The sequence below is a fragment of the Rhodanobacter sp. K2T2 genome (genome assembly GCF_013408815.1).
Lineage (GTDB): Bacteria > Pseudomonadota > Gammaproteobacteria > Xanthomonadales > Rhodanobacteraceae > Rhodanobacter.
Genome location: NZ_JACCCA010000001.1, coordinates 64,169 through 87,840, shown reverse-complemented (window position 1 = coordinate 87,840; position 23,672 = coordinate 64,169). Strand labels below are relative to the sequence as shown.

Sequence of the window (23,672 nt, the reverse complement as noted above, 5' to 3'; positions counted from 1 at the left end):
ATGCGCATGTATCAATTGTTTATGGGCTAACGGATCGCACTATTCGCACGGGAACGCCCTTTGACGCAGGCGTCTTCGACGCCTCGTCGTGATACCACAGAGGTATCAACGGATTCATTTCCGGGTAGTAGCCACCCAGGCAGCCATCGGGGAGATTGAACGGTGTCACCGTCAAACCGGATACTTCTCGATGCACCCCGTCTTCCGCATCGCCTGTGAGATTGACGACATCGCCTTCATTCAAACCCGCGCGCGCCATGTCCGCAGGGTTGATCAGCAGAATTGTCCGCGATCCCTCAAGACCACGCAGTCGATCGCTGAAGCCGTAGATCGTCGTGTTGAACTGATCGTTCGAACGCATTGTGATCAGATGATATCGGCCCGGTGCATCGCCGATTCCCAGGGCCGAGATGACCGTTGGATGAGTAAATTCCGCCCTGCCGCTTTCGGTTTTCCAAATGCGATCATGCGCTGGGTTGCCCCGATAGAAACCTCCCGGCTGAAACATCCGTTGATTGAAGTCGTGAAACTCTTTTGCGTATGTCTCGGCGATAAGATCCCGAACCCGACTGTAGTCCGCCGACCACTCGTCCCACGGGCGCTTGGGATGTTCGGGTAGCGTCGCTTTGGCAATGCCTGCGATGATCGCCAGCTCCGAAAGAAGGTGTTCGCTGGCGGGCGCTCGTTTACCGATGGACCCGTAGATATGGCTGAAGCTGTCTTCGATCGAGACAGACTGCGGACCGCTAGCCTGGATGTCTTCTTCGGATCGAACCAGACACGGCAGGAGATAGGAGGCTTTACCGTGCACCAGGTGACTGCGGTTGAGTTTGGTAGCGATGTAGACAGTGATTTCCTGGCGCGTCCACGCCTCTTCCATGATGGCCCGATCGGGTATCGCGCGGACAAAGTTCCCGCCCAGACTGATAAAGCCTTTAACTGAGCCATCGCGAATACCTTCGCAGGCGTCGACGGTGGTTAGCCCCTTTTCTCGGGGTGGCTCGAAATCGAACATTTCCGCCAGCTTGTCGAGCGGCACCAGCTCCGGTTTTTCCGAGATGCCCACCGTGCGCTGGCCTTGTACGTTGGAATGGCCACGCACTGGCGACATGCCGGCGCCCTGGCGGCCGATATTTCCCCGCAGCAGCATCAGGTTTACGAGCATGCCAATGCTCTGGGATCCATGAACGTGCTGGGTCAGGCCCATACCGTAAACGCCGATGACGCGCTCGGACGCGATATACACATCTGCCGCCGCCATAAGGTCAGCGCGCGCCAGGCCCGAGGCCGCTTCTATCGTTTCCCATGTCACCGCGCTGGCAATATCGACAAAGGCGTTGAACCCATGGGTGTGCTGGTCGATGAATGCACGATCGAGCACGCCTGGCGACCCCTCGGCAATCCGTGCCGCGTCGACCGCGAGCACGTGCTTGCAAAGCCCCATCAGTGCGGCGATATCGCCGCCAGGCCTAACCTGCAGGTACATATGCGATAGTTCCGTCGCATCATCGGTGAGCATTTGCAGCGGATTTTGAGGATTGACGAAGCGGAGCAGGCCCTGCTCGCGAACGGGGTTAAAAGTAATGATCTTGCAGCCTCGCTTGACTGCGTCCTGGAGAGGATGAAGGAAGCGGGGGCTGTTGGTTCCGGGATTTTGTCCAAAGTAGAAGATGGCGTCGCAGTGTTCGAAGTCTTCAAGCACACATGTCCCGACGGGCGATCCGATGACCTTTTTCAGGCCCACCGACGTTGTTTCGTGGCACATGTTCGAGCTGTCAGGAAGATTGTTGTTCCCGTACAGGCGCGCCGATAGCGCGTAAAGATAGGAGGCTTCCAGACCGGCCTTGCCCGAGGCGTAGAAGACAACTGATTTAGGATCGAGGGTTTTCAGCGACGATCCAATGCCTTCGAAGGCCGCCTCCCATGTGCATTCGACATACTTGTCCGTGGCTTCGTCGTAGCGCATGGGATGAGTCAACCGGCCTTCCATCTCCAGATCGTAATCCCGCCATTCGAGCAGTTCGGTAACCGTATACTTGGCGAAGAACTCCGGCGTACATCGGTTTTTGGTCAGCTCCCATATCGTGGATTTGGCCCCGTTTTCGCAAAACTCGAATTTGTGCGGATGTGCCGGCTTGCCCCACGCACACGAGCTGCACATGAAACCCTCGGTTTTGTTTTGGCGCAGCAGGGTCTGCACAATCGTTGGACTAGGTAATTCTCGAAGAAAGACGCTGCCAATACCTTTGAGAGACCCCCATCCGCCAGCCGGCTCACTCGGGGTTACAGGCTCCACCTTTTCGTCAGTCATAGCTACTTACCCGTTAGATTTTTTTGGAAGGCGCTACCGCGCGAGTGAGACGAATCCAGCCTGCGCGCCTCGCCTACTGGTTGTGGTGGTTGTCCTCACCCGTACCGTTCAGCGCATCGCCGCTTGCGTCGGTATCTTCCGGCTTGGTGGGAATTGATGAACTCTCAGAGGATCGCTTTTTATTATCGCTATCGGGCTGAGTATCGGATTCGTTATTTTGGGGCTTATTCATCGATGGCTCCACGAGCTTGTGGTTTTAAGGCGCAGCGTTTTAACAAAAAAATCATTAATGCGATTTGTCGCGCTGCGGCGTTTGGACTTACGGTAGCGCTCATCAAGCGGGTTGAACGAAGATGCGCGAACCCGCCAGATTCACTATGGAGTGAGCACTACCTTGCGGCAGGCGTCGGCCATGTCGTTGAAGGTCTTGTAGCCAAGTGCCGCATCAGCAAGATTCATTCGGTGCGAAATAATCACGTCCGGCTGAAGATCGCCGTCTTCAATATGCTGAAGAAGTTTCGGGAGATATTTCTGTACGTGGGTCTGTCCCATCTTGAATGACAGACCTTTGTCGAACGCATCCCCTATCAGAAACGCGTTGACGAAGCCGGCATAGACGCCTGGAATGCTGACGATACCCGCACGGCGCGTCGACGCAATGCACTGACGAAGGGTTGCGCCCGAGCTAGTTTCCGCCTTTAACGCGGTCATCAGGCTGTCCCCCATATTCCCTTTGGCCTCAAAGCCGACTGCGTCGATACTCGCATCTACACCTCTTCCACGCGTCGACTCCAAGATCTTCTCAGAAGGTTCGACATCATCGAAGTTGATCGGTATCACTCCATATGTGGCTTTTGCAAAATCCAGACGGTAACCAACGTTATCGACCATGAAAATAGTTTCCGCTCCCATGAGCTTCGCTGACGCAGCCGCCATAAGCCCCACCGGTCCGGCGCCAAAAATGGCCACCGTTGATCCCTGCTTGATTTCCGCATTAAGCGCGGCCTGATAACCTGTCGGGAGGATGTCGCTTAGAAACAGAACGCGCTCATCGGACAAGCTACCCGGGACAGCAAATGGGCCAACGTTAGCTTTCGGTACACGCACTAATTCAGCTTGGCCTCCGGGCACTCCACCGTAGAGATGGCTATAGCCAAACAAGGCGGCTGGGGGCGTTATTTTATCCTTGTGCTTGAGCGCTGCGCCTTGGTTTGGATTGGTGGTCTCGCACGCGGAATATAATTCCTGCGCGCAGAAGTAGCACTCGCCGCAGGCAATAACAAAAGGAATCACCACGCGGTCACCTTTCTTAACTGCGGTGACGTCTTTGCCGGCTTCCTCAACGACTCCCATAAATTCGTGGCCTAAGATATCTCCAGATTTCAATTCTGGAATCTTGCCGTGGTACAGATGAAGGTCTGAGCCGCAGATAGCAGTCGCTGTGACTCGCAAAATCACGTCGTCACCCGCTTCAATTTTTGGATCGGGTACGGTTTCGACGCGGACGTCTTTCGTGCCGTGATAAGTCAAAGCTTGCATGATCCATCTCCTCTGGAAGGGAGCCCCACCATGCGAAATTTAAGGTCAATCAAAAGTGATTACCTGACGTCACTGCGATCTCACTTTCCCGCGCATCTCTGCTCCTAAGGAGCGACACCAGCGACTACCCCGAGGTGTGGTGTCTGAAAGATATGAACGCCGAAGCTTCAGCCGGCCCGCTTTGAGCACCTTCCTTTACAGGTCGATCGAATTCGTGATCGTCGGCATGCTCTGCACCGCCGAGGCACGAAGTGGCCCCGGCGATTGACGCGATTTTGCCTTTAGATAAAACAAGATATTTCTCAAAGCCCGATTGAAGAGGAATCGAATGAACGCAAAAGAAAGCTCCGGTATGCGGGCGGCGGCGGCAGCGATGAAATCGTCGAACTCAGAGACCAAGTCACGTTTAATCGTAGTTTCCAATCGCGTAGCTCTTCCCGGCGAAACCTCCACAGGAGGGCTTGCATCCGCCATGAGCGCAGCACTCGCCGAAAGCGGTGGACTATGGTTTGGATGGAGTGGAAAGATTGGTAGCGTCACAGGTGATGTGGTTCATCGTGTATCGAACGGGCAGGTGGACTACGTAACCATTGACCTCTCACGCCCAGATCATGAGCAGTTCTACACCGGCTTTTCCAATAGCGCGTTATGGCCGCTGTTTCATTATCGTCCTGACCTGGTCAATTACCGTCGAAAGGATCTGGATGGATACCTCCGCATCAATGAAACGTTTGCCAACAAACTTTTCCATTTGATCAATCCGGATGACGTCGTGTGGATCCACGACTATCACCTAATTCCCCTGGGTTCGGCGCTACGTGCGCGCGGCATAAAAAATAGAATAGGCTTCTTTCTGCACACCCCACTGCCCGCGGCAGCGCTGCTCATTGCGCTGCCAAAGCACCGGGCGCTATTCGGGAGCTTTGCCAGCTACGATCTCGTCGGCGTTCACACTGCGCGCGATGCGCGGGCCCTTGAGGACTATTTCCTCCATGAACTGGGGGCCGCCATGCGAACGAAGGGCCGGATCCGCAGCCCGAGCGGGAGGGTGTTTCAAGTGGGCGTCTTCCCCATTAGCATCGATACCGAAAAGGTGGCTCGCCTAGCGAGAGACGCGTCACAGGATGTGACGGTCAAGAACCTCAAGGCAAGTATGGTGGACCGGTCGCTGGTAATAGGCGTGGATCGGCTCGATTATTCCAAGGGGCTGGCCGACCGGCTAAGGGCGTTTTCGGCGTTCCTGGAAAACAACGGCAACATGCAGCGAAAAGTAACGCTGCTGCAGATCACTCCGCCCTCGCGCGGCACAGTGCCTCAGTATCGGCAGATTCGTCGAGAGCTCGAACGTGAGGCCGGCCACATCAACGGAAAGTACGCGACCGCGGATTGGGTCCCGGTTCGCTATGTCAATCAATCTTTCCCGCATGAAGTTCTCGCCGGATACTACCGAGCCGCCAAGGTGGCGATCGTTACACCGCTACGCGACGGCATGAACTTGGTCGCAAAAGAGTATGTGGCATCCCAAGACCCCAGCGATCCTGGGGTTTTGATACTTTCCGAATTTGCCGGGGCTGCTCACGAGCTTGACGGCGCATTGCTCGTTAACCCGAATGACATCGATGAAGTAGTACAAGCGCTTGAGAAGGCCTTGAGAATGTCCCGGTCAGAACGTCTGAAGAGATGGCGAAAGATGATGGCGGTTCTCGAGAAACATGACTTGACCGCTTGGCGGCGAAAGTTCGTTGACACTCTGTCGAGCGAGCCGCATTCGCTCCCCTAAATCTGACCGTCACTTTTGCCTGCCGGGCCACCGACCGATTGGATGTTGGAAGTGGTTACAAAGCGAAATCGGTAGCCCGGTCACATTTGCCTGCGCTCGATACGCAGATTGAAGTCTCTAAGCCGTATACGCTACCGATATTCAACCCCAGACCTCGGCTTTTCGCTGGAATGGATTGGAAACGTCGAAACGGAGTATCCGGTAGGTAGCTCTTCTAATTTGCTGAGAACTGCATATTGTCCTGATCCTTTGAGAGCTCCTCATCCACTAGTGCTCGGATGTCAGTTTCACAGTCGGCTGCATTTTCCTTGTAAAACGTGAACGTTTTCTTGCCGTCTTTGAAGTGGATGTGACCAACAAAGGCGTCTTGGTCGATGGAGTAGCCAAATCTATAGCGCACGTTTCGATATTCGTGCATTTCAGGTACCGAGGTCGTCATGGGTGCTCCTCCAATTTCGTGGCATTCAGTAGCATCGACAAGTGTCGACGATTAGCTTTGCGGCGTGCGCTCACGCAGGCTCATAACTTTCAACCGCTCGCGGCCTCATCGAGCGCCCTCCTTGGCGCTCTTCAGCCGTTGAAGCTGAAGGCGCTGTCGGTTTGGTAGGACTTAATCTTCCGAGCGTAATGTTTTTTGACGCTCGGACGTATCGATTGGCATAAGTCCAAATCTCACCTGTCTCCGCGATTAGAACAACCCAATACAAATCCGATTCCGGTCCGTAGTCCAGCATGACGTGGGCGAAGCCTTCGCCTTTTGGGGTATTCATAGGGATAGGTGGATTTAGCTGGATCATTACGTTTTCCGCCTAAGTTCTTATCCACTTAATGTATTTTGAGACTTAAAGTTGAACCCTGCAGGGTGAACAAGTCGAGAAAAAAATGGATGTCCATATTTCACTCTGATGAGCCGAGAGGATTAATTTTTTCCGGCAGCTTTGCAGCCTCTCCGATCCACACATTCCTCACGCAGTTGGGCAGTAATATTGAGTTCCAGCCCAAGGAGAGTCGACATGTTTCCAAAAAAAGAAATGCTGGTTGGTTTGGCCATTGCTGCGGCGTTTGCTGCCCCAGTTGGTATGGCGCAGTCTGATGGCTCAAGCATGCACTCGAAACAGGACGCAGTGTTTGTCGCGAAGGCATCGTCCGGTGGACTGACTGAAGTGGCCGCGAGCAAGTTGGCTGAGGCGCACGCTAAATCCGACGACGTCAAAAGTTTCGCAAACACAATGATTGCAGATCACACCAAGGTCGGTGATGAGCTCGCTCAAACGGCGCAGAAAGATGGCTATACGCCGGCGACGGGCCCAACTTCATCGCAGCAGGCGAAGCTCACGAAATTGGGTACGCTCAATGGCGAAGCGTTCGACAAAGCGTATAAATCGATGATGGTCATGGATCATCAACAGACGGTTACTCTATTTAAGAAGGAGGCAGCGTCTGGCAAGAACAGCGACTTGAAGTCATTCGCCTCTGAGACGTTGCCCACTTTAGAGAATCACCTCGCCATGGCGACTAAGCTCTAATAGATACAATGAGCGCCGGCATAAGTTACTTAGTTTTGTGCTGGATGCTAAGGGCTAGCCATGTTTTCCCACTGCTGTTAAGGGAGAGAATTTGAAAAAGGCTGCAGGCTGGTTGTGACATTGACATTGCGGATCTAGACGTTCGGAATAACTTTTTTCGCATGATAGCGACGCTGGATCTGAAGGATTTCAGAAACGTTCATTTCATCCTCAAGCCTTGCGACGCTGACAAATGCAATGAGGGCGCGATCGCGCGTGGGAAGCCACTTCCAACACGCTTTCACTATTATTTTTGCAGAACGGCATGGACTTTTGTTGAGGCGTGCGGCAAGCCCAATGCTGTAGCTCTTTGCAATTTCCAGAGACTTCTAGTTATTTAGGATCCCGCGTTCGCCTTACGCGTTTAACTTCAAAGCGAACGAACAAAGGTAGCTTTGCAATCTTCCCGGCAAGCTCATTAATGGCAGAGTCAACTGTGGACTATGTAGGACTTCTTCAGTGGCCCGCGATGTTGATAACCGTCGTAGCCGCTTGGTTCGTTTCTTCGCAGAAAAAAGCCTCTCGCGGCGTTGGCTTTTGGTGTTTCCTTGTAAGCAACGTGCTCTGGATTGTTTGGGGATGGCATGCTGAGGCATATGCGCTTATCGTCCTGCAATTTTGCCTCGCTTTCATGAACATCCGTGGTGCCAGAAAGTCCGACGCTCTGTGATGAGCTGCCATAGCGGATCAAAATTCGCGATCCCTATATGCGGGGGAATATGGGCTATCGGTATAGGGTCGCGGTTGTCCTCTTACCAGTAAGCACGTTTTGTTTGGGATAGCCGCCCGAAAGAGTGTAACTATCAGGGAAACTGCCAGACATCCAGCCGATAGTTGGCCGTGTCTCGGCGCTCGAGCGAGGTCAGGTTGGCGTGTCTCGCAAACAGTTCGCATGCTTCGTCGGCACCCAACGGGTAGTCCGTTGAGCCAGTCCAATGCACTCCGATGCACACTGCTGAAGGTTTCACCGCTTCAGACAAGCGCTTCGCGAGCTTGAACAACGCTTCGTGCTCTAAGTAATAGAGGACTTCAGATGCAACGACCAGATCCATTCCCTTGCCTAGCCATCCCTCTGGCAAATGCGCCTGGCGGAAGTCGACGCGAAAGCCGGCACATACTTTTTTAGCTTCACTGATCGCTTTCTCGCTAGTGTCAACGGCGATGATACGTTCGCATCTTTCAGCAAGCAGGCGAGTAAGAACGCCAATTGAACATCCGAGCTCAAGACATAGCGAGAACCTGCCAGGGGGAAGCGCATCGATGGTTTTTTGATATTTATCTGCCTCATAGTCACTGTCCCTGAAGCGCCAAGGATCTATTTCTTCCTCGTAGAGCCGTTCGAAGTGCAAATGGTCATACTTTGACATTCAAGAGAACCTCGTAGGGTAGATCGCTGAAGCGCAAAAGACCTTCAGGCAATACAAAAGGGTCAGCCGCGTCGTTGATTAAGGTGCCGTGCTGGCTCTGGTGCTCAACAATGGCTTTTCTTTTTTTTTCGCGGAATTTCTCAATATCAATGCGGCGTCCCTCCGGCATTTCGCTGCCCACCATCTCGTCGGTTACCCAAGTCCAGACCGCATATGCAAGCATTTCTATATTCTGTACACACCGGATTGCGTCTTTCACCATCGCATGGGCGGCTACATGATCGCTGTGGGGATCAGATGCAGCAGGGATGCAAATGACGGCATCGTTGGATTGCTCGACCCAACTCCGGATATTGCTAACAAGGGCGGCCCGCTCCTTGTCCGAAAGTGCTAGCAGACCCGAGTCCGGTGCACCTAAAAATGTCGTGGCCACCTCGCTCAAACCCAGCGCGGCGCAAGCCTTCTTTCCTTCGCTGCGTCTAACGTTTCCCAACCGGTCTGGTGGGTAGAGATGTGATCCTGGGTGGGAACCTTCCCCGTCGGTGAGAAAGAGTACGCGAGGCTTGTTTCCTGAAGCCGCCGCCCACGCAAGTAATCCACCGCATCCCAGGCTCTCATCGTCGGGGTGGGGGGCGACAACGAGGAGATCTCGGTCGCCGATGACTTCCTGCGGCGAAACCAGTGGAAACGACGACATAACGGATGCATAGCTAAACCTCTGCGTCATCGCCACTCCCCGATAAGGTGGCAATGCCTTTAGCGAAAGCGTGCTCCCCCAAGAATTCAAGCAATGCATCGGGCGCGGGCTGACGAAGGTACGTCGTCAGATCGCGAAGAATGCGTTCCCCAGGATGATCGCGACTGAGTAGCTGCAAGCCGATGCCCCGCTGCACTATCTCCATCACATCCAGCAATGACCTCTCCACGACCACGCGCGCCGCATTGGCGTGCTGAATGACTTTTTCGACTGAAGGCCTCTTTGCAGACGCCAAATAAGCCGTATCAAGAATCCACTTTCTCCCTGTTTCGAGCGCGGTAACACAGTGAGCCATCCGTGCGCGTTGATGGGAGTCCGTCGTTCGTCCTCGCCGGACGAGCTCCAAGCGCATTAATTCAACCAACGCCTCTCCAGCGCCCAACTGAGCTGCGAGGAATCGCCACGAGCCACCGGAAAATTGAGGTTGGCTGTGATAGTCGTCGGCCTTTCCGAAAACATGCGAAGACTTGATTATGCCGTCAAACTTCACCGATCGAGTCACCGATGCGCGCATGCCATGCATTGACCACTCAGATGCGTCACCCACCTTGTAAACGATATCCGGCCAGACTATGACCAGGCCCTTCTGCGGGTGACGTGCGGTGACAAGCGGGCGCTGTATGCCGCCGGCTCCTGACGCATAGGCTTTAGGGCCTTTCAGCATTAGACCTAGGCCTTCCTCTTCACAAAGCAGAAGCTCGCCTTCACGCGAGGGTGCATTCCATACCCCAAGCAATCCACCGTCGGAGACGTAACGGCATACGCTATCCCGTTGAGCGGCATTTCCGAATGTCCATAAAAGCTGAAACGCGTTGACATGCCCTTCAAACAGCCGCGCACACGAGAGATGCAGTCCACCTATCGTGCGCAGTAGATTAAAAAGCAGATCGACGCTCTCAGCATGCCACCCTGCGCTTACCCCGCCATAAGCCAAAGGCAAAACGGATTTGAGGCAGCCTGCTTTTTTCAAAATTTCCATGCTGGCCGCGGGAAATGTTTCGGCTAGATCATCTGTTCGAGCGGACAGGCTCAGCTCTTCTCGAACTTTGCGCAACTGCTCGAGCACACTCTTAGTTAATGGCCTGGTTGTGCGGGTCGCTGCTGAAGTCATGCTCGCACTTCGCTCCTTTCAAAGTCCCAAGCATCCTCGTAGCCATCAACCAGGCTCCGTATGATCTCCTGCGCTTTTCTAATCTCGCTAGGCAGCTGGGAGGGCAGAATGGGAACTCTCTTCAACGAAGGCGCCATCCGCTCCAACTTCTGCCAGATGTCATCGAAATGTTTACAGGCACCTGCCTGGATTGCTAGTTGGTCTGCTATTTTAAGGTAGCGAACCCATTCCCCTGCAGCGCTTGGCCATCTCTCGCGATTGATCCATGCTTCGCGTAGACGTTTTCGAAGTGATGCACGCTGGTAGGCTGCCTGCGCCGTTTCGAGACGAGGGTCACATGGCGTGAGCGGCGCCTTGAGCCGGCGACGCAGAGTATCTGCCATTCCTCCCGGCGCTCGTCCGAACAACCTGCCGGATGTGAGTACTCGGGTAGCGCAGTCGTGCCGCACACGTCTGCCTTGTGCTTCCATCATCCCGATGAGAAGCCGGTCCTCTCCGCAGGGCACTACCGGGAAATCGCAGATCCCGCGCAGAGCGTCGACTCGCACTGCGATGTTCGCGCCCGACGCATTGTAGTGTCGAGGCCACGGGTCATGAGGAATGGGATCGACAATCGAATCGAGCTGATCAAGAAGCGACGTATATTGATTCTCGAGAGTCCCTCGGCTATCAAGCAGGGGAATAATATCGTCGCTGTCGTCTGGATTCAGATCCACCTGCCCTGCCACGGCATCGTATCCACCGCGCAGCATCTGGCAGTAGTTGGCTATCCATTGGGGCGGCGCGACGCTGTCGGCGTCCGTCATGAACAACAGTCCAGACTTTTCGTGGAGGATTTCGATTGCTGCGTGGTTTGCCATACGGCGCGCAAAACCCGCGTTTCTACGTGTCTCGGGAAGTCGAGCGTGATACGCGGTTACCGCAATTCGAAAACTTTCGAGATTCCGGAGGACGAACTCATAAGTGCCGTCCGTACAACCATTAGCCATCAAGACGACGCGGACCTGACCCCTTCCTATCAGTAAGCCGGAAGAGTCGCGCTGTTCAGACAGCGCCTCCACGCATCGGCCAACGCGTTCAATCTCGTCACATACGGGTATAGCAACACAGATGAGCGGGCGCGGATGTTTTTGGGCTATGCGATTGGACTTGCAGTCAATCAACAACTTTTCCAATTGGCTCATGGCGCGCTTGTGAGAGCGCATAAGACCCAACGCGTTCCCGCGTAAAGCGTCTTCGGTGCCGCTATTAAGAGTTGGCTTGGCGGCGCGGCTCATTTGGGTTTGCACTGGCGATCCCTCCTATTCGCAGAGAGATTTTTAAACTTTGACCATCAATCGGCGGTGATGCAGTCGTATATCGGGCGTTCACGCAAGAGGGATAGAGAGAGCCTGTTGGCACATTGACTCGCACTCTGACGTACTTGGCGCGCGCCATTCTCCGCCGAACTGAACTAGACAGCTGGCGTCTAAACTCACCCTTTTTTTCCGACGACCCGGGTCGTGGGCTGCGGATTGGCTCCAACTTGACGGGTGTTTCACTGGGGCGCTGCTACCTGTAAAAGCACCCAGCGACGAAGGAGTACACCCATGAGCGATGACAAATCTAAAGCAGGCAGTGCCGATCGCCAGTGCGTCAACGTCAACGAAACCTATGAATTGCGCGACTGGGCTAAAAAATGGGGGGTCGGAACAGCAAGTTTGCGACGCTGTCGCATAAGTCGGCGTCATGGCGGATGACGTTGAGCGCGAGCTCGAGCTGAAGAAGTGAATCGTGTCACTCGCTCTTTATAAGCGGAAGCGGCAGTTCGATCACACTCCCGAGCCGAAAACCGAACGGTCGGCAAAAGGGTTCGCGCCCAATTTTCGTTGTGCAGCTTCACCATGCGAGCCGGCGGCACTACGACTTCCGGTTACAGGTAGGCGACACGCTGAAAAGCTGGGCATGTCCGAAGGGTCCCAGCTTCGATCCGGCAGTAAAGCGGCTCGCCGTTGAAGTCGAAGACCATCCTCTTTCTTACGCCACATTTACCGCGTATTTTAGTGGCTATGGGATAGCCTGCCCTAAGCATCGCACGTCGCGCGAGGCTTATTTTTGACCAGGGTCGGGGCTTAGGTGTTCAAAATTTGGTTCATACGCTTTGACAAACGCATTGCGAAGCACCGCAACGATAGCTTCTGAAACGCTCAAGCTTTTCTGGTCTGTGCGGCCGCTGATGGGCACACGCGTGGCGAACTGATCTTTGTCGTGGTTCTTGAATATGGATGTCACGCCTTGCAACGTGGCAGACCATGCCACCTGGATCGGATTTTTGTGCTCCTGTTCGACATCTTTTTTCCAGCTGAATATTTTCAAATCGTGGAATAAAGGCTTGGCATAGCCGGACAATTGCTGGTTTCGCGCCGCGAGCTGCATTACGAAGTCCCCCTTCCCGCTGGCAAAGTCGAAACCGCCATACGCCCGCGCCAGGTCATTCGCCTTAGTTAGATCTATGGAGAGCACTCTCAGTTCGAACGAGAAATTACCTTTAGTAGACAGTGGATCAAAGTCGCCTTTGAAGGTCAGGGGCGCCTGTCCGAGAATATCGGCGCGCACCTCTGCCGTCGCCACGACGTCCCCTTGATTACGGGAGGCGTTGGATAGATTGGTGAGCGTGCCGTTGACCTTCGTCGCTTTCAGGTCGACGCGCGGGCTCGATACAAAGTTTTGGAACGTCACCGTGCTGTTGTGAATATTCAACTCGTCAATACGGATGGGGGTGAGCGCCTCCATCTGCGCGCGCCAATCGGTGCCTTTGCCAGTTTGTGACGCCCCTTTTCCACCGCCGTCGACGAAATTAAGCGAAGAATCAAAGAAATCAATTTTCGAACGCACAACGCCATGCGTCAGTGCCCTCCAGCTGACAGCGATGTCGATGCGCGACGCTTTGAGAAACGGGACGGGCACCTTTCCCTCTACGTTCTCAATAACCATCCCGTCCATGGAGTAAGCACCGCGCCATAAATGGATATCGATAGCGGCGACGTGCCCTTTATAGGACCCCATGTTGGCCAGCCGCCGGTTCACATAGCTCAGGGCAAAGTGCGCCAACGCCAGCCGCAGGACCAGCAACAAAACGACCAATGCGGCAAGGGACCACAGGCCGACTCGATAACGGGTTCTCATGGCTTGGCGCCTCCGGCGATAGTTCTGAAGCTTTCCAAACGTACCGTCATGTGGACGTCAAACGAAGTTAGGGAGCCGTACCCTGCGTCAGCCTCCCTTTCTCTTGTCCGCGGTGCCATACGCCGAGGGAAAGCGTCCTCCAGCAACCACGGTGATGGCACCTGAATTTTTCATTGTCCCGAATTCACTAAGTTTGGTACCCGACCGTGATCATGGCGGGTATCGATTTAGTGAAAGTCCCTTGAGCGAGTATCGAGAGTTCCTAGCAGATGGGTTAGGTCGCGCAAATGATGCGCGATCAAGTGACACACGCCGTCCTGCACTTCCCACTGCCCATCGATCGCCAATAGTTGGCTTTCCAGCAAAACACGGTGCTGCAATTCAGCAATCTTTCTCCACACCACCACATTGACCATCCCGTATTCGTCTTCAATGGTCACGAATGTCACCCCACTCGCCGTAGCGGGCCGCTGTCGCATGGTGACCATTCCGGCCACGCGCACGTAGCTTTTGTGTGGGCGGGTATGAAGGGTCCTGCTATCAACGCAGCGCGAGGCATTTAGCCGGGCGCGAATCTGACGAAGCGGATGCGACCCGAGCGTGAGCCCCGTGCGCGCGTAGTCAGCCAGAGTGTTTTCCGCCTGCGTCGGGGCAGGCAAGAGCACCGCCTCCTCCTTTGGACTGCCGTTGCCAAACAGCGGCAGTTGTTTTTCAACGCCCGACGTGGCCCAACGTGCACGGTGTCGGTTGCCGGCTAATCCGCGTAATGCGGACGCATCGGCGAGCAATTCCTGGTGTCGCTTGTCAAGGCCGGCGCGCGCGCAGAGGTCGGGAATGTCATCGAAGGGTCGGACCGCGCGAGCAGTTTCAATGCGTAACGCGATCGCCTCGCTAAACCCGCGCACTTGTCGAAATCCCAGCCGAATGAGTGGTGCCCCGTCGGCATGACGAGGGTCATTTTCCAAGGTGCAATCCCAATCGCTGTAGCGCACATCCACCGGGTAGACGCGGATCCGATGGCGCTGGGCGTCCTGGACGATCTGACTGGGCGAATAAAACCCCATGGGCTGGCTGTTCAACAGCGCGCACGCAAACGCCGCCGGTTCGTGCGCCTTGAGCCAGCACGAGGCGTAGACGATCCCGGCAAAGCTCGCCGAATGGGATTCGGGAAATCCGTAGGACCCAAACCCTTTGATCTGCTCAAACAGCTGCGCTGAAAACTCAGCGGTATATCCCCGCTCGAGCATACCGGTCATGATCCGTTCGCGATGCTTTTCCATGCCGCCATGGCGCTTCCACGCGGCCATCGCGCGGCGCAGCTGGTCGGCTTCACCCGGGGTATAGCCTGCAGCCACGATGGCTAGCTTCATCACCTGTTCCTGAAACAGCGGCACGCCCAGGGTCCGCTCAAAAACGGCCTTCAAATCTTCGGATGGATAAGTCACTGGCTCTTCACCGCGGCGACGCTGTAGATACGGATGCACCATGTCGCCCTGAATCGGACCCGGCCGAACAATGGCTACCTGGATGACCAGGTCGTAGAACGTCGCGGGGCGGTGCCGGGGCAGCATCGACATCTGCGCCCGGCTCTCGATCTGGAACACCCCCAAGGTGTCGGCGCGCTGGATCATGGCGTAGGTCTGGGGATCTTCCGGTGGCAGCGTGGCCATCGTGTAATCCTGCCCGCGGTGACTCCGTAGCAGTTCCAGGCATTTGCGCACGCAGGTCAACATGCCCAGCGCCAAGCAATCAACCTTGAGCAAATTCATGGTGTCCAGATCGTCCTTGTCCCACTGGATGATCGTGCGATCCGGCATGGACGCGTTTTCCACCGGCACCAATTCACTCAACGGGGCATCGGCGATGACGAAACCACCGACGTGTTGGGACAGGTGTCTTGGCTTGCTGAGCAGTTCGCTAGTCAGCCGAATGACACGCCGGATGACGGCGCTGTCCGGATCAAAGCCGCGTTCGCGCAAATGATCGGAGATATCCGCCTCGCCGTCCCACCAAGCAAAGACACGGCTGAGCTGGTCAATCTGGTCGAGCGGCAATCCCAAGGCCTTGGCGACATCGCGCACGGCGCTCTTGCCGCGGTAGCAAATGACCGTCGCGGCCAAGGCCGCGCGCTCGCGCCCGTACTTGCCGTAGATGTACTGGATGACCTCTTCGCGGCGCTCGTGCTCGAAGTCGATGTCGATGTCCGGCGGTTCGTTACGCTCCTTACTGATAAAACGCTCAACCAGAAGATTCATGCGGGCCGGATCGACCTCAGTGACGCCGAGCGCAAAGCACACGGCGGAGTTCGCCGAGGACCCCCTGCCCTGGCAAAGAATCCCCTGGCTTCGCGCGAACCGCACGATGTCGTGGACCGTCAGAAAGTAGGATTCGTACTTGAGTTCTTCGATCAATGTCAGCTCGTGTTCGATCTGCTGACGAATCTTGTCCGCGCCCCCTTCTGGCCATCGCCAGCGCATCCCGGTTTCGGTCAGCTGGCGTAGCCAGCTGGCCGATGTATATCCGTCGGGCACTAGCTCGGCGGGATAGCGGTACTGCAACTCTTTCAATGTGAATGTGCAACGTCGCGCGATAACGGCGCTTTCTTCTAGCAAGTGTTTCGGATAGATCGATGCGAGTTTGGGCAATGCGCGCAGGTGACGCTCACCGTTGCGCGCCATCACCGCGCCGGCCTCGGCGATTGGCAGGCGGTGACGAATGGCCGTGAGCGTGTGCTGTAGCGCGAGGCGCTTACGGATGTGCATGTGGACGTCGCCCGCGGCGACCATTGGAAGGTTGAGTACGCGGCTAGCCTGCTCAAGCACACGCAGACGTCCGGCATCATCGGGCCCATGGTGTAGTTCGACAGCGAGCCACGCGCGTTCCCCAAACTGATCGCGCACCCATTGGCCCTCCTCCATCGCCACATCAAACCCGGGTATCCAAAGCACCAACGTGCCAGGCAGCCCATCCTCAATATCGGCACGCTCCAGCTGATACGTGCCTTTTTCCGAGGCACGCCGACCTTTGGTGATGAGCTGACATAAGCTGATATAGCCCAGTTTCGTCTCGCATAGAACGACGAGCTTGGGACCATCGGTCAACTGGATCTCACTGCCGACAATCAGCGGTACATCAGTGTCGCGCGCTGCCTCGAAGGCGCGCACGATGCCGGCCAGTGAGCACTCGTCGGTGATGGCCAATGCGTCGTACCCGCAGATCTTCGCGCGATCAAACAGCTCACGCGCGCTCGACGCGCCGCGTCCGAAGGAGAAGTCCGAGAGGCAGTGCAGTTCAGCGTAGGCGCTCACGCGAACCAACCGTGGATCATCCACCCCACTTGCTCACCGGGCGAACAGAACGCCCACGCATGTTGGCCCAGTGACGTCTCAACGATGTAGTAATCCCGGCAGACCTCACCGTCATCCCACCAGCCCGTTTCCAGACGCTCCGGTCCCGACAGGATCAATGGTGGATGTCCCCGCAGTGGAATGGGCCGCTCCAACAACCATGTCGGCCGGGGGTGCGGTTCGATCGCCACGTCTGCGCTGGCCGCGATCTGTTGGGCACGCTCCGGCCGTGGATCGGTCGTGCTGCCCAAGCCATAAACCGCGCTATCTCCCAGGCGGGCGCGAAGGCGCTCGCGCAATTGTTCGAACGGCAGCGCATTGGCGGGTCGCTCATCGAAGAGATCGCGTCCGGCCGGCACAAACGCAGGCAGATCGCGCGCGACCAGTCGCAAAGCCAGCACCGGTTCGGTCAGGGCCACATGCTCTAAGCGACCGCGGGCAAACTCGAAGAGCATGGCCGGGTCGCGCTCGGCAGCGAGCAGGCCTACGACCACGTCGGTATGACGATCATCGCGGTGTTCCAGCCGCAAAAGGAACCGCTGGACCCCGCCATCGCGCCCAGCCAAATACGCAGCCAGGTCACCCGTCATGCGGCGAACAGGAAACACCAGCATGGCGAGGTTTTCGACCTCATGAACCAGCTCGATCCGCAGATCAAACACATCCGGCGGTCGGAAGCTGTCGAGCCCGAACGGCAGATCGCCGGTCACGCGGTCCAGGCTTGCCAGAAGCTCTGCGCCGAAGCGCCGGCGCAGGCCATCTCGAGGAAGCGCCAGAAGTTGACCAAAGGTGCGTACGCCCATGCCTGGCAAACTCGACGCCGAGGCGGGCAGCCGGCTTTTCTGAATGGGCACGCGTCGCAGCGCGTTGATCAAAGTGTCGCGGGTGAGAACGGCTAGCCCATCGCTGACACCCGCCAAAATGTAAGCGGCGTGAGGCGTCGGTGCCGCTGCAATGCGGTGGCGGAATCCGAGCTCCACTAGGTCGGCGCGCAACATGGATTCTAGGCGTGGCCAGGGACCGAACAAGCCCATGCTCTTGCTGACTTCCAGCACGATGGCATGGGGCAGCAAGCAGACTTCGGAGCTGTAGCGGTAAGCCACTGCGGCCAGAAAGCGGTGCCATTTCTCGACTCCGTCCGGGTCATACGGAACCGCATCGAATTGCGCCAAAAGTGCGTGGGCGGCGGTCAGCCTTTGGCCAACACGCAAGCCTGCCGCGCGCGCCGCGTCATTGACGGCGACCACGGTCCGCGCGTTGACGGGTCCGTCGACCAGCACCAGCGGACCTTCGACGGGCCGGCGTCGAAGGATCCCATCCAGCGCCAGATGCGGCAGCAATAGACACGCCCACATACCCGGCCGCCATCAATGCACGTGGCGCGAAAGGGGAACGGGCTGGCTCGGCGCATTGCCACCCCGACATTTGCGCACCCAGATCTGAGCTCGCGGCGTAGCTTCCAATTCCAGCCGAAGGGCCGCAGGTGACGCGTTCGACAGATGGCGACGGTCGCGAAAAGCCAGCGCGAGCGCTCGGCCCGTGTCGGCAGCAACCTGGAAGCGCCGCAGTGCACGGTCGTCGGCTTGATGCGGCCAGACCAGGACCGCCGAGCAGCTGCCCGACCGCAGGCACTGTTCGGTCGCCCAAAGCACGTCCTTGTCGGCCGCAGCGACAATTTCAACGCGGCGCATGTCGACGCCCCGCTGCTGCCAGCCGGCGACGCACGGCACATAGGGCGGCGCGACAATCACGACGCTGCGCTTGCCTTGGGTCAGCCGCGCGAGGGTGGGCAACACCAGCTGGAGCTCACCGACGCCATCTGCAGGCAGCAGGATTTCCGACAGTGCCGCGTCCGGCCAGCCACCGGCCGGCAGAATCGCGTCCAGAGCCTTCCAACCCGTCGGCTGATCGCCAGCCAGTGCAGGTGCCTCCCGGCTCCTCCAGACCTGGCGACCTTCCAGTAAGCTCGACAGTGCGACAACGGCGGCCATCAGCTGCGCCTCAACAAACCTGCGAACAAGCCTTCAATGGCGAAGTCTTCGGTGGGATCCGGATCAATCGGGTGGTAGCCGGGGCTATTGGGTAACAACCGGATCACTTCGTCTTTCCAATACAGCCGTTTGATGGTGAAACGATCGCCACCCACACGCGCAGCCACCACCTGGCCGTGGCGCGCCACCGGCGTGGCATGCACCCCCACCAAGTCACCGTTGAGGATGCCTTCATCGCGCATCGAATCGCCGATCACCTCGACCAGGTAATCCGGTTGGAGCTGGAACAGCCAGCGTGACACCCGCAATGTCCGCTCCACTCGCTCTTCTGAAAAGATGGGCTCACCCGCGGCGATGCGCCCCACCAAGGGCAGCTCCATGGTGTCGGCATCAAGCGGGTCGGCTTCGTGGACCAAACGGATCCCACGAGCCTGATTAGGCTGGATAGTCAGCCGCCCTTTGGCTTCCAGGGACCGGACGTGTTTGAGGACCGAACTGACCTGACCGATGCCCAAAGCGTCGCCGATCTCATCCAGCGTCGGAGCCTGGCCGCGGCGCTCGATGTGGCTATGGATGAAAACCAATACGTTGGATTGGCGGCTGGTCAGTTGAATGGTCATGACTATTAGTTTTCGCCTAAATGGGCGAAAATGGAAGCGGCAAAAAAGCCACTGGCAAGATCAAAGAGTTAGGTCTGGAATCCAAAGTGAGGCACCCACGTGGTTCAGCGGGAGGATGCCCAAGAGCGGTCTCAGGGCCTGAGATGGCTCCGTGATCCACTCATGACCGACGCACTGACCTGTCACACAGCGTTGGTGAGACTTGCCGGTATATCGTCCACGAACGCCCAGGAGCGCCGAAACCCCTGTGCTACCGCGCGCAAACATCGGCGCGTGGCTAAATCCGGATCCGAACGACCTACTAAGCCAATACGCCGTTCTGAATCGACGTGTGCGGCCCTTTTACGAACATCAGTTGGCAAAGCCCGAAAATTGATCCCTCCTATATTCCCTCACCTGCAGGGTGTCCACTTCCGACGATGCTAATGAGATCCCAGCCCTTGCCACATACGAATGATCCAAGTTCCCACCAGTTTTCAGATGGTCCGGTAACTTCCATGTTTTGTCCTTCTGCCGCATATGCGGACCCGTCAGCTTCCCTTTCCTCTCGCAGCACGCTTGCGAAGCGGACACGGCTAAAGACATGGGCCGCCATCATGCTGCTGGGTATCAGTGCAAGCGCACTTTGCGCGCCGACGGCTCCGTTCTTTGACGGGGTTCTCCACGCCCGAAGTCCGCACGGTGTTTACACAGAACTCCGGTTTGAGCCTTATCGCCTGATCGCGCAGGTGCATGGGCCTCGAACATGTGTCTTGCACGCCCACCTTGTGCACGGCGATCCGCATGTCAGCCACTACGCGATCGAAACGCCTCAGGGCGGACATTTTTGCGACGAACTGGTCGACGGAGAAATCGTCATCCACCCGCATTCACCGATCGACGTAATGGCTGAATTCAAGTCACCGCGTATGCGTTGGTCAGGTGAGTTTCACCGCTACATGCCAAGGCGCTGATTCGTTTTACCATCCAGGCCCGATATTTTCGAACGGATCCCAGGGAATACCAGAGGGCTCGCCCGTGTTTTTATTTGCCAACTTACAGCTGACTTCGCGCTATGCCCCTCGTCAACATACAAATCCAATGTTTTGATGCCCCCTCTCCCTCCTCGTGGGAAACGGGCACGCGCCAGTGGGTGACCGCCATTCTCAATGATGAGCCGCCGGCAGCCTGGACCGAGTTGTTCGACAGAGAGGTCGCTCAGAGAGGTGGAGACCTCGCGGAAAGCGAACCAATGATCAAAAAAAACACAATTGTTTTTTTCTCCGCGCCCGATAACGCCAGAAATCTCGCAGGTTTGTTTCGCGAGCTCACGGTAGCGGTCAATATCGCTTATGCGGCGACGTCCCTTACAATCGCTTCCAAGGACAAACCCTTCGCTCCGTAGGGCAACTGCCACGGCACGAGCGAGAGCGTTCCGCGCCTTTGCTCTCTTTCGTTTCGGCCCATTGACCCGACCGTAGGCAGCGTACTTTTTCACTATGGCCAACTTACCTACTGAAAAGATTTCACCGGAAAACGATCGGCATCCCAATCGCCCATTGCTATGGCGTGTGCTGCTACGAACGTTCAATGGTTTTTTCGATCATGACGTCTTGTCCCTGTCTGCATCGCTTTCGTTCTACACGCTGTTGTCATTCGCCCCGCTGCTCTTGCTCGGTGTCTGGTTGACTTCGACGGTAGGCTACGACGTGCGCCAGACGCTGCTCGACCAGATCGGTAAGCTCGCCGGGTCCGAGGCGCGAACGACCGCTGCAGCGGTGTATGCCAGCGCCAACCAGCATCCTTCAATCGGAACCTTCGCTGGCATTATCGGTATCGTCGTCTCGGTGGTGGGTGCCACCACCGTGTTTGCTCAGTTGCAGATCTCGCTGAACCTGATCTGGGGTATTCGGGCGCATCCGGGTAATGCAGTCTGGGGATGGCTGCACAGGCGTGTGTTGTCCGTCGGGGTCATCGCGGCGACAGTTTTCGTCATGGTGGTGTCACTACTGGTGAGCTCACTGATCGGCATGCTTCTACCGCTCAAAGGCTCGGTATGGGACGTTCTCAATCAGGTCATCAGCACGGCGGTGCTCGCGGTCCTGTTCGCCTTGCTCTTCCGGTATCTGCCAGACGCGCGTCTACCCTGGCGCCGCGTGACCTGGGGCGGCGGGGTCACGGCCCTGCTGTTCGCCCTAGGCAAATGGGTGATTGGGATTTACCTCTCCAGCGATAACATCGGCGGTGCCTACGGCGCAGCTGGCTCCCTGGTAGTGCTGCTGGTGTGGGTGTATTACTCTGGCGCGATCTTCTTCTTCGGCGCCGAAGTAGTTCACGCCTGGGCGCTGGAGCGCGGCGACTATGTGCAGCTCAGCCAGCACACCGAACGGCGAGACTGAGTGGGACATTTGACCCACAGCTTGATGGCAACCTCGAAATGTTGTCGCGTTTCGGTCGATCAAGCAAAAACTAACGCGCGCACAAGCGACGTTAAGCCCCAGCCTCACATTTAGGTCAGCAGACGGAACGCCAGCATGCTGCGCAGCGTTGGCTTTAATTGATATGACATAGGCATGATCGCCCCTCGATGCGGTGACGGACAAACCGATGTCGGCGCATACGGGTTCTAGCCCGTTTTTGCGCAGATTTCAAAGAAAGCCATTGACTTACTCCACTGGCATAGCCAATAGACCGCCGTCTCGCTCGGAAAGCTAACCCAAAGCGGTTGGTCGCGACGGGCAGAAATGGATCGGAACAAGCCGCCCGCCCTACCCCCGATAACGCTTCCTAATCACTTCGCCAGGCATTCGCGTAGCCCTCCCCTATTCCTCCCGCACCACTGTCTCTGGCCATTGAACCACCTTGTAGTTGGATGGCAAATTCACCGGTCGGTAGCCTGGTAGCCGCTCAATCCGCTCGAACACTGTTCGGTGAATGAACGCCCCTTCCGGGATGAAACGTGGCTCGGCGCGTGGCAAGTACCATCCGAGCACCGAACGGCGCTCCTTCCACTCCCTCCACTTGGAATTCTTGGGCAACCATTCGAGGGGCTTCCATCCGGCCGTCATCGACACGTGCAGCTCTCCCGTTGCATCTGGAGCTACATAGCTATGATTGCTGCCCTTCCTCGGGTGACCAAGAACGAGATGATTGACCATGGCACGATTGATAAGGAGGCCTTTGGCATGGGCCTCTTCGATCATCCAAAGAAGTGGATACTTTGAAAGGCCGCTTTCGGACTCGGGATAGCCTCCACCGACATCAGCATGGACACCGGCGAACCAAACTTGAAGGATATCTTGAGGGATTTCCGAAACGGGGTTAAAGGGAAATGGTCGATACGCTTGCCCCTCCTTCCAGGCATTCAGCCTAAACATGCGTCTACGCTCATCGATCGCCATCGCTTGTCGAAAAATCTTGACGCTTGAATTCGTCCTCGTGAAACGCAGTGTTTGCAGGTCGGGCAGAAACTTTTCTTTGCGAGGAGTGATGACTGACGCAACCGTATCCCATACCCCAACAAACTCGATACGGATGGTCTTTCCGCCCGCGACCCGGCTGAAATGCCACGCGGCCTCAAGCTCTGGGCTTCGATTTCCGTTGCCGGCTTCAGTCGCGGAGTTACCGATTTCCCCACGATTTACGCGCTGGCTATCGCCGCTTGATTTCTTGAAGGCCGTCAGAGCGTATCCGGCCAGATTCAGTTGATCAGGTCGCAGGAGACCTATGACATGGAGAAAGGCGGCGAGAACGCGAACTGTGTAGGCGCCGCGGCTGAATCCGAAGAGCCAGATTTTGTCGCCCTCTTCGTAGGTTTGGCTCAAGAAGCGGTAGGCGCCCAGTACATCGTCATCGAGCCCATAGCCGGTGGCTAGACCAAATACACCAAGCGCCTCTTGCTTGAAGCGCTGCCAGGCGTTTTTCTGGCCAATAGTCCCGATGCCTGGATTGTAGTAAACGCGTTGGCGATCGCCCTTTTCGAGAATTCGGTAAAGCTTGAGCACGTTCGAAATGGTGTTGTCGATCTGATTGCCGGTGCCGTCACAGCAAATGACAATATTTTTCGACATTAGGCCTCCGATTGTTCTTCGCCTCACACATTGCGCCGGCGCCCAAGCTAGCCGGTCCTATTCTGCATCG

General features: G+C 56.6%; 20 protein-coding genes and 1 pseudogene. 7 read left to right on the top strand and 14 right to left on the bottom strand.

Annotated features, from left to right (window positions below):
- Nucleotides 1-19 precede the first annotated feature (19 nt).
- The 3 genes from HDE78_RS00320 to HDE78_RS00310 form a co-directional block, all read right to left on the bottom strand.
- Nucleotides 20-2,311, bottom strand: coding sequence for an FdhF/YdeP family oxidoreductase (locus HDE78_RS00320; protein ID WP_179476537.1), 2,292 nt, complete (start codon nt 2,309-2,311; stop codon nt 20-22).
- A gap of 73 nt (nt 2,312-2,384) precedes the next feature.
- A complete protein-coding gene (locus HDE78_RS00315) occupies nt 2,385-2,543 on the bottom strand; it encodes a hypothetical protein (RefSeq protein ID WP_179476536.1) in 159 nt (52 codons plus the stop codon).
- A 143-nt stretch (nt 2,544-2,686) separates the two neighbouring features.
- The gene (locus HDE78_RS00310) at nt 2,687-3,850 is read right to left on the bottom strand and encodes a zinc-dependent alcohol dehydrogenase (RefSeq protein WP_179476535.1); all 1,164 of its coding nucleotides are present in this window, start codon (nt 3,848-3,850) and stop codon (nt 2,687-2,689) included.
- A 373-nt stretch (nt 3,851-4,223) separates the two neighbouring features.
- Here HDE78_RS00310 and HDE78_RS00305 point away from each other — a divergent pair, with 373 nt between their 5' ends.
- Complete coding sequence (locus HDE78_RS00305) at nt 4,224-5,630, top strand: trehalose-6-phosphate synthase (protein WP_179477085.1); 1,407 nt, start codon at nt 4,224-4,226, stop codon at nt 5,628-5,630.
- A 214-nt stretch (nt 5,631-5,844) separates the two neighbouring features.
- On the opposite strand, the gene HDE78_RS00300 is transcribed toward HDE78_RS00305, so the two are convergent.
- Nucleotides 5,845-6,069, bottom strand: coding sequence for a hypothetical protein (locus HDE78_RS00300; protein WP_179476534.1), 225 nt, complete (start codon nt 6,067-6,069; stop codon nt 5,845-5,847).
- 574 nt (nt 6,070-6,643) lie between these two features.
- Between HDE78_RS00300 and HDE78_RS00295 the strand changes: the two genes are divergently transcribed.
- Entirely contained in the window at nt 6,644-7,156 is a 513-nt protein-coding gene (locus HDE78_RS00295) for a DUF4142 domain-containing protein (protein WP_179476533.1), read from the top strand.
- An 842-nt stretch (nt 7,157-7,998) separates the two neighbouring features.
- Here HDE78_RS00295 and HDE78_RS00290 read toward each other — a convergent pair.
- The 4 genes from HDE78_RS00290 to HDE78_RS00275 are packed head-to-tail and all read right to left on the bottom strand — an operon-like array spanning nt 7,999 to nt 11,614.
- On the bottom strand, nt 7,999-8,562 hold the full coding sequence (locus tag HDE78_RS00290; RefSeq protein WP_179476532.1) for a class I SAM-dependent methyltransferase: 564 nt from the start codon (nt 8,560-8,562) through the stop codon (nt 7,999-8,001).
- Nucleotides 8,549-9,289: a PIG-L family deacetylase gene (locus HDE78_RS00285; protein WP_179476531.1), complete on the bottom strand. Its 741-nt coding sequence runs from the start codon at nt 9,287-9,289 to the stop codon at nt 8,549-8,551. Before HDE78_RS00285 ends, HDE78_RS00290 begins: the two co-directional genes overlap by 14 nt.
- A complete protein-coding gene (locus HDE78_RS00280; RefSeq protein ID WP_179476530.1) occupies nt 9,273-10,430 on the bottom strand; it encodes an acyl-CoA dehydrogenase in 1,158 nt (385 codons plus the stop codon). The genes HDE78_RS00285 and HDE78_RS00280 overlap by 17 nt, the downstream gene beginning before the upstream one ends.
- Nucleotides 10,427-11,614 carry a glycosyltransferase family A protein gene (locus tag HDE78_RS00275; RefSeq protein ID WP_179476529.1) on the bottom strand — a complete coding sequence of 396 codons (1,188 nt, stop codon included), beginning with the start codon at nt 11,612-11,614 and terminating at the stop codon, nt 10,427-10,429. Before HDE78_RS00275 ends, HDE78_RS00280 begins: the two co-directional genes overlap by 4 nt.
- Nucleotides 11,615-12,019: 405 nt before the next feature.
- Between HDE78_RS00275 and HDE78_RS00270 the strand changes: the two genes are divergently transcribed.
- Entirely contained in the window at nt 12,020-12,169 is a 150-nt protein-coding gene (locus HDE78_RS00270) for a DUF3606 domain-containing protein (RefSeq protein ID WP_179476528.1), read from the top strand.
- 34 nt (nt 12,170-12,203) lie between these two features.
- A pseudogene (locus tag HDE78_RS00265) lies at nt 12,204-12,459 on the top strand (DNA polymerase ligase N-terminal domain-containing protein); the annotation flags it as partial.
- 59 nt (nt 12,460-12,518) lie between these two features.
- Here the strand turns inward: HDE78_RS00265 and HDE78_RS00260 are convergent.
- From HDE78_RS00260 to lexA, 5 genes are all read right to left on the bottom strand, one after another.
- Complete coding sequence (locus HDE78_RS00260) at nt 12,519-13,595, bottom strand: DUF748 domain-containing protein (RefSeq protein WP_179476527.1); 1,077 nt, start codon at nt 13,593-13,595, stop codon at nt 12,519-12,521.
- A gap of 227 nt (nt 13,596-13,822) precedes the next feature.
- A complete protein-coding gene (locus HDE78_RS00255) occupies nt 13,823-16,903 on the bottom strand; it encodes an error-prone DNA polymerase (RefSeq protein WP_179476526.1) in 3,081 nt (1,026 codons plus the stop codon).
- Complete coding sequence (locus tag HDE78_RS00250; protein WP_179476525.1) at nt 16,900-18,297, bottom strand: DNA polymerase Y family protein; 1,398 nt, start codon at nt 18,295-18,297, stop codon at nt 16,900-16,902. Before HDE78_RS00250 ends, HDE78_RS00255 begins: the two co-directional genes overlap by 4 nt.
- Before the next feature lie 12 nt (nt 18,298-18,309).
- Entirely contained in the window at nt 18,310-18,933 is a 624-nt protein-coding gene (gene imuA, locus HDE78_RS00245) for a translesion DNA synthesis-associated protein ImuA (protein ID WP_179476524.1), read from the bottom strand.
- On the bottom strand, nt 18,933-19,553 hold the full coding sequence (gene lexA, locus HDE78_RS00240) for a transcriptional repressor LexA (protein WP_179476523.1): 621 nt from the start codon (nt 19,551-19,553) through the stop codon (nt 18,933-18,935). Before lexA ends, imuA begins: the two co-directional genes overlap by 1 nt.
- 596 nt (nt 19,554-20,149) lie before the next feature.
- On the opposite strand from lexA, the gene HDE78_RS00235 reads away from it, so the two are divergent.
- The 3 genes from HDE78_RS00235 (at nt 20,150) to HDE78_RS00225 (ending at nt 21,931) form a co-directional block, all read left to right on the top strand.
- Nucleotides 20,150-20,506 carry a hypothetical protein gene (locus HDE78_RS00235; protein WP_179476522.1) on the top strand — a complete coding sequence of 119 codons (357 nt, stop codon included), beginning with the start codon at nt 20,150-20,152 and terminating at the stop codon, nt 20,504-20,506.
- A gap of 179 nt (nt 20,507-20,685) precedes the next feature.
- Nucleotides 20,686-20,937 carry a hypothetical protein gene (locus HDE78_RS00230; RefSeq protein ID WP_179476521.1) on the top strand — a complete coding sequence of 84 codons (252 nt, stop codon included), beginning with the start codon at nt 20,686-20,688 and terminating at the stop codon, nt 20,935-20,937.
- A gap of 94 nt (nt 20,938-21,031) precedes the next feature.
- Nucleotides 21,032-21,931 (top strand): YihY/virulence factor BrkB family protein, encoded by a 900-nt coding sequence (locus HDE78_RS00225; protein ID WP_179476520.1) that lies wholly within the window; start codon nt 21,032-21,034, stop codon nt 21,929-21,931.
- 423 nt (nt 21,932-22,354) lie between these two features.
- Here the strand turns inward: HDE78_RS00225 and HDE78_RS00220 are convergent, their stop codons facing one another.
- The gene (locus HDE78_RS00220) at nt 22,355-23,602 is read right to left on the bottom strand and encodes a DUF2235 domain-containing protein (RefSeq protein WP_179476519.1); all 1,248 of its coding nucleotides are present in this window, start codon (nt 23,600-23,602) and stop codon (nt 22,355-22,357) included.
- Nucleotides 23,603-23,672: the final 70 nt, after the last annotated feature.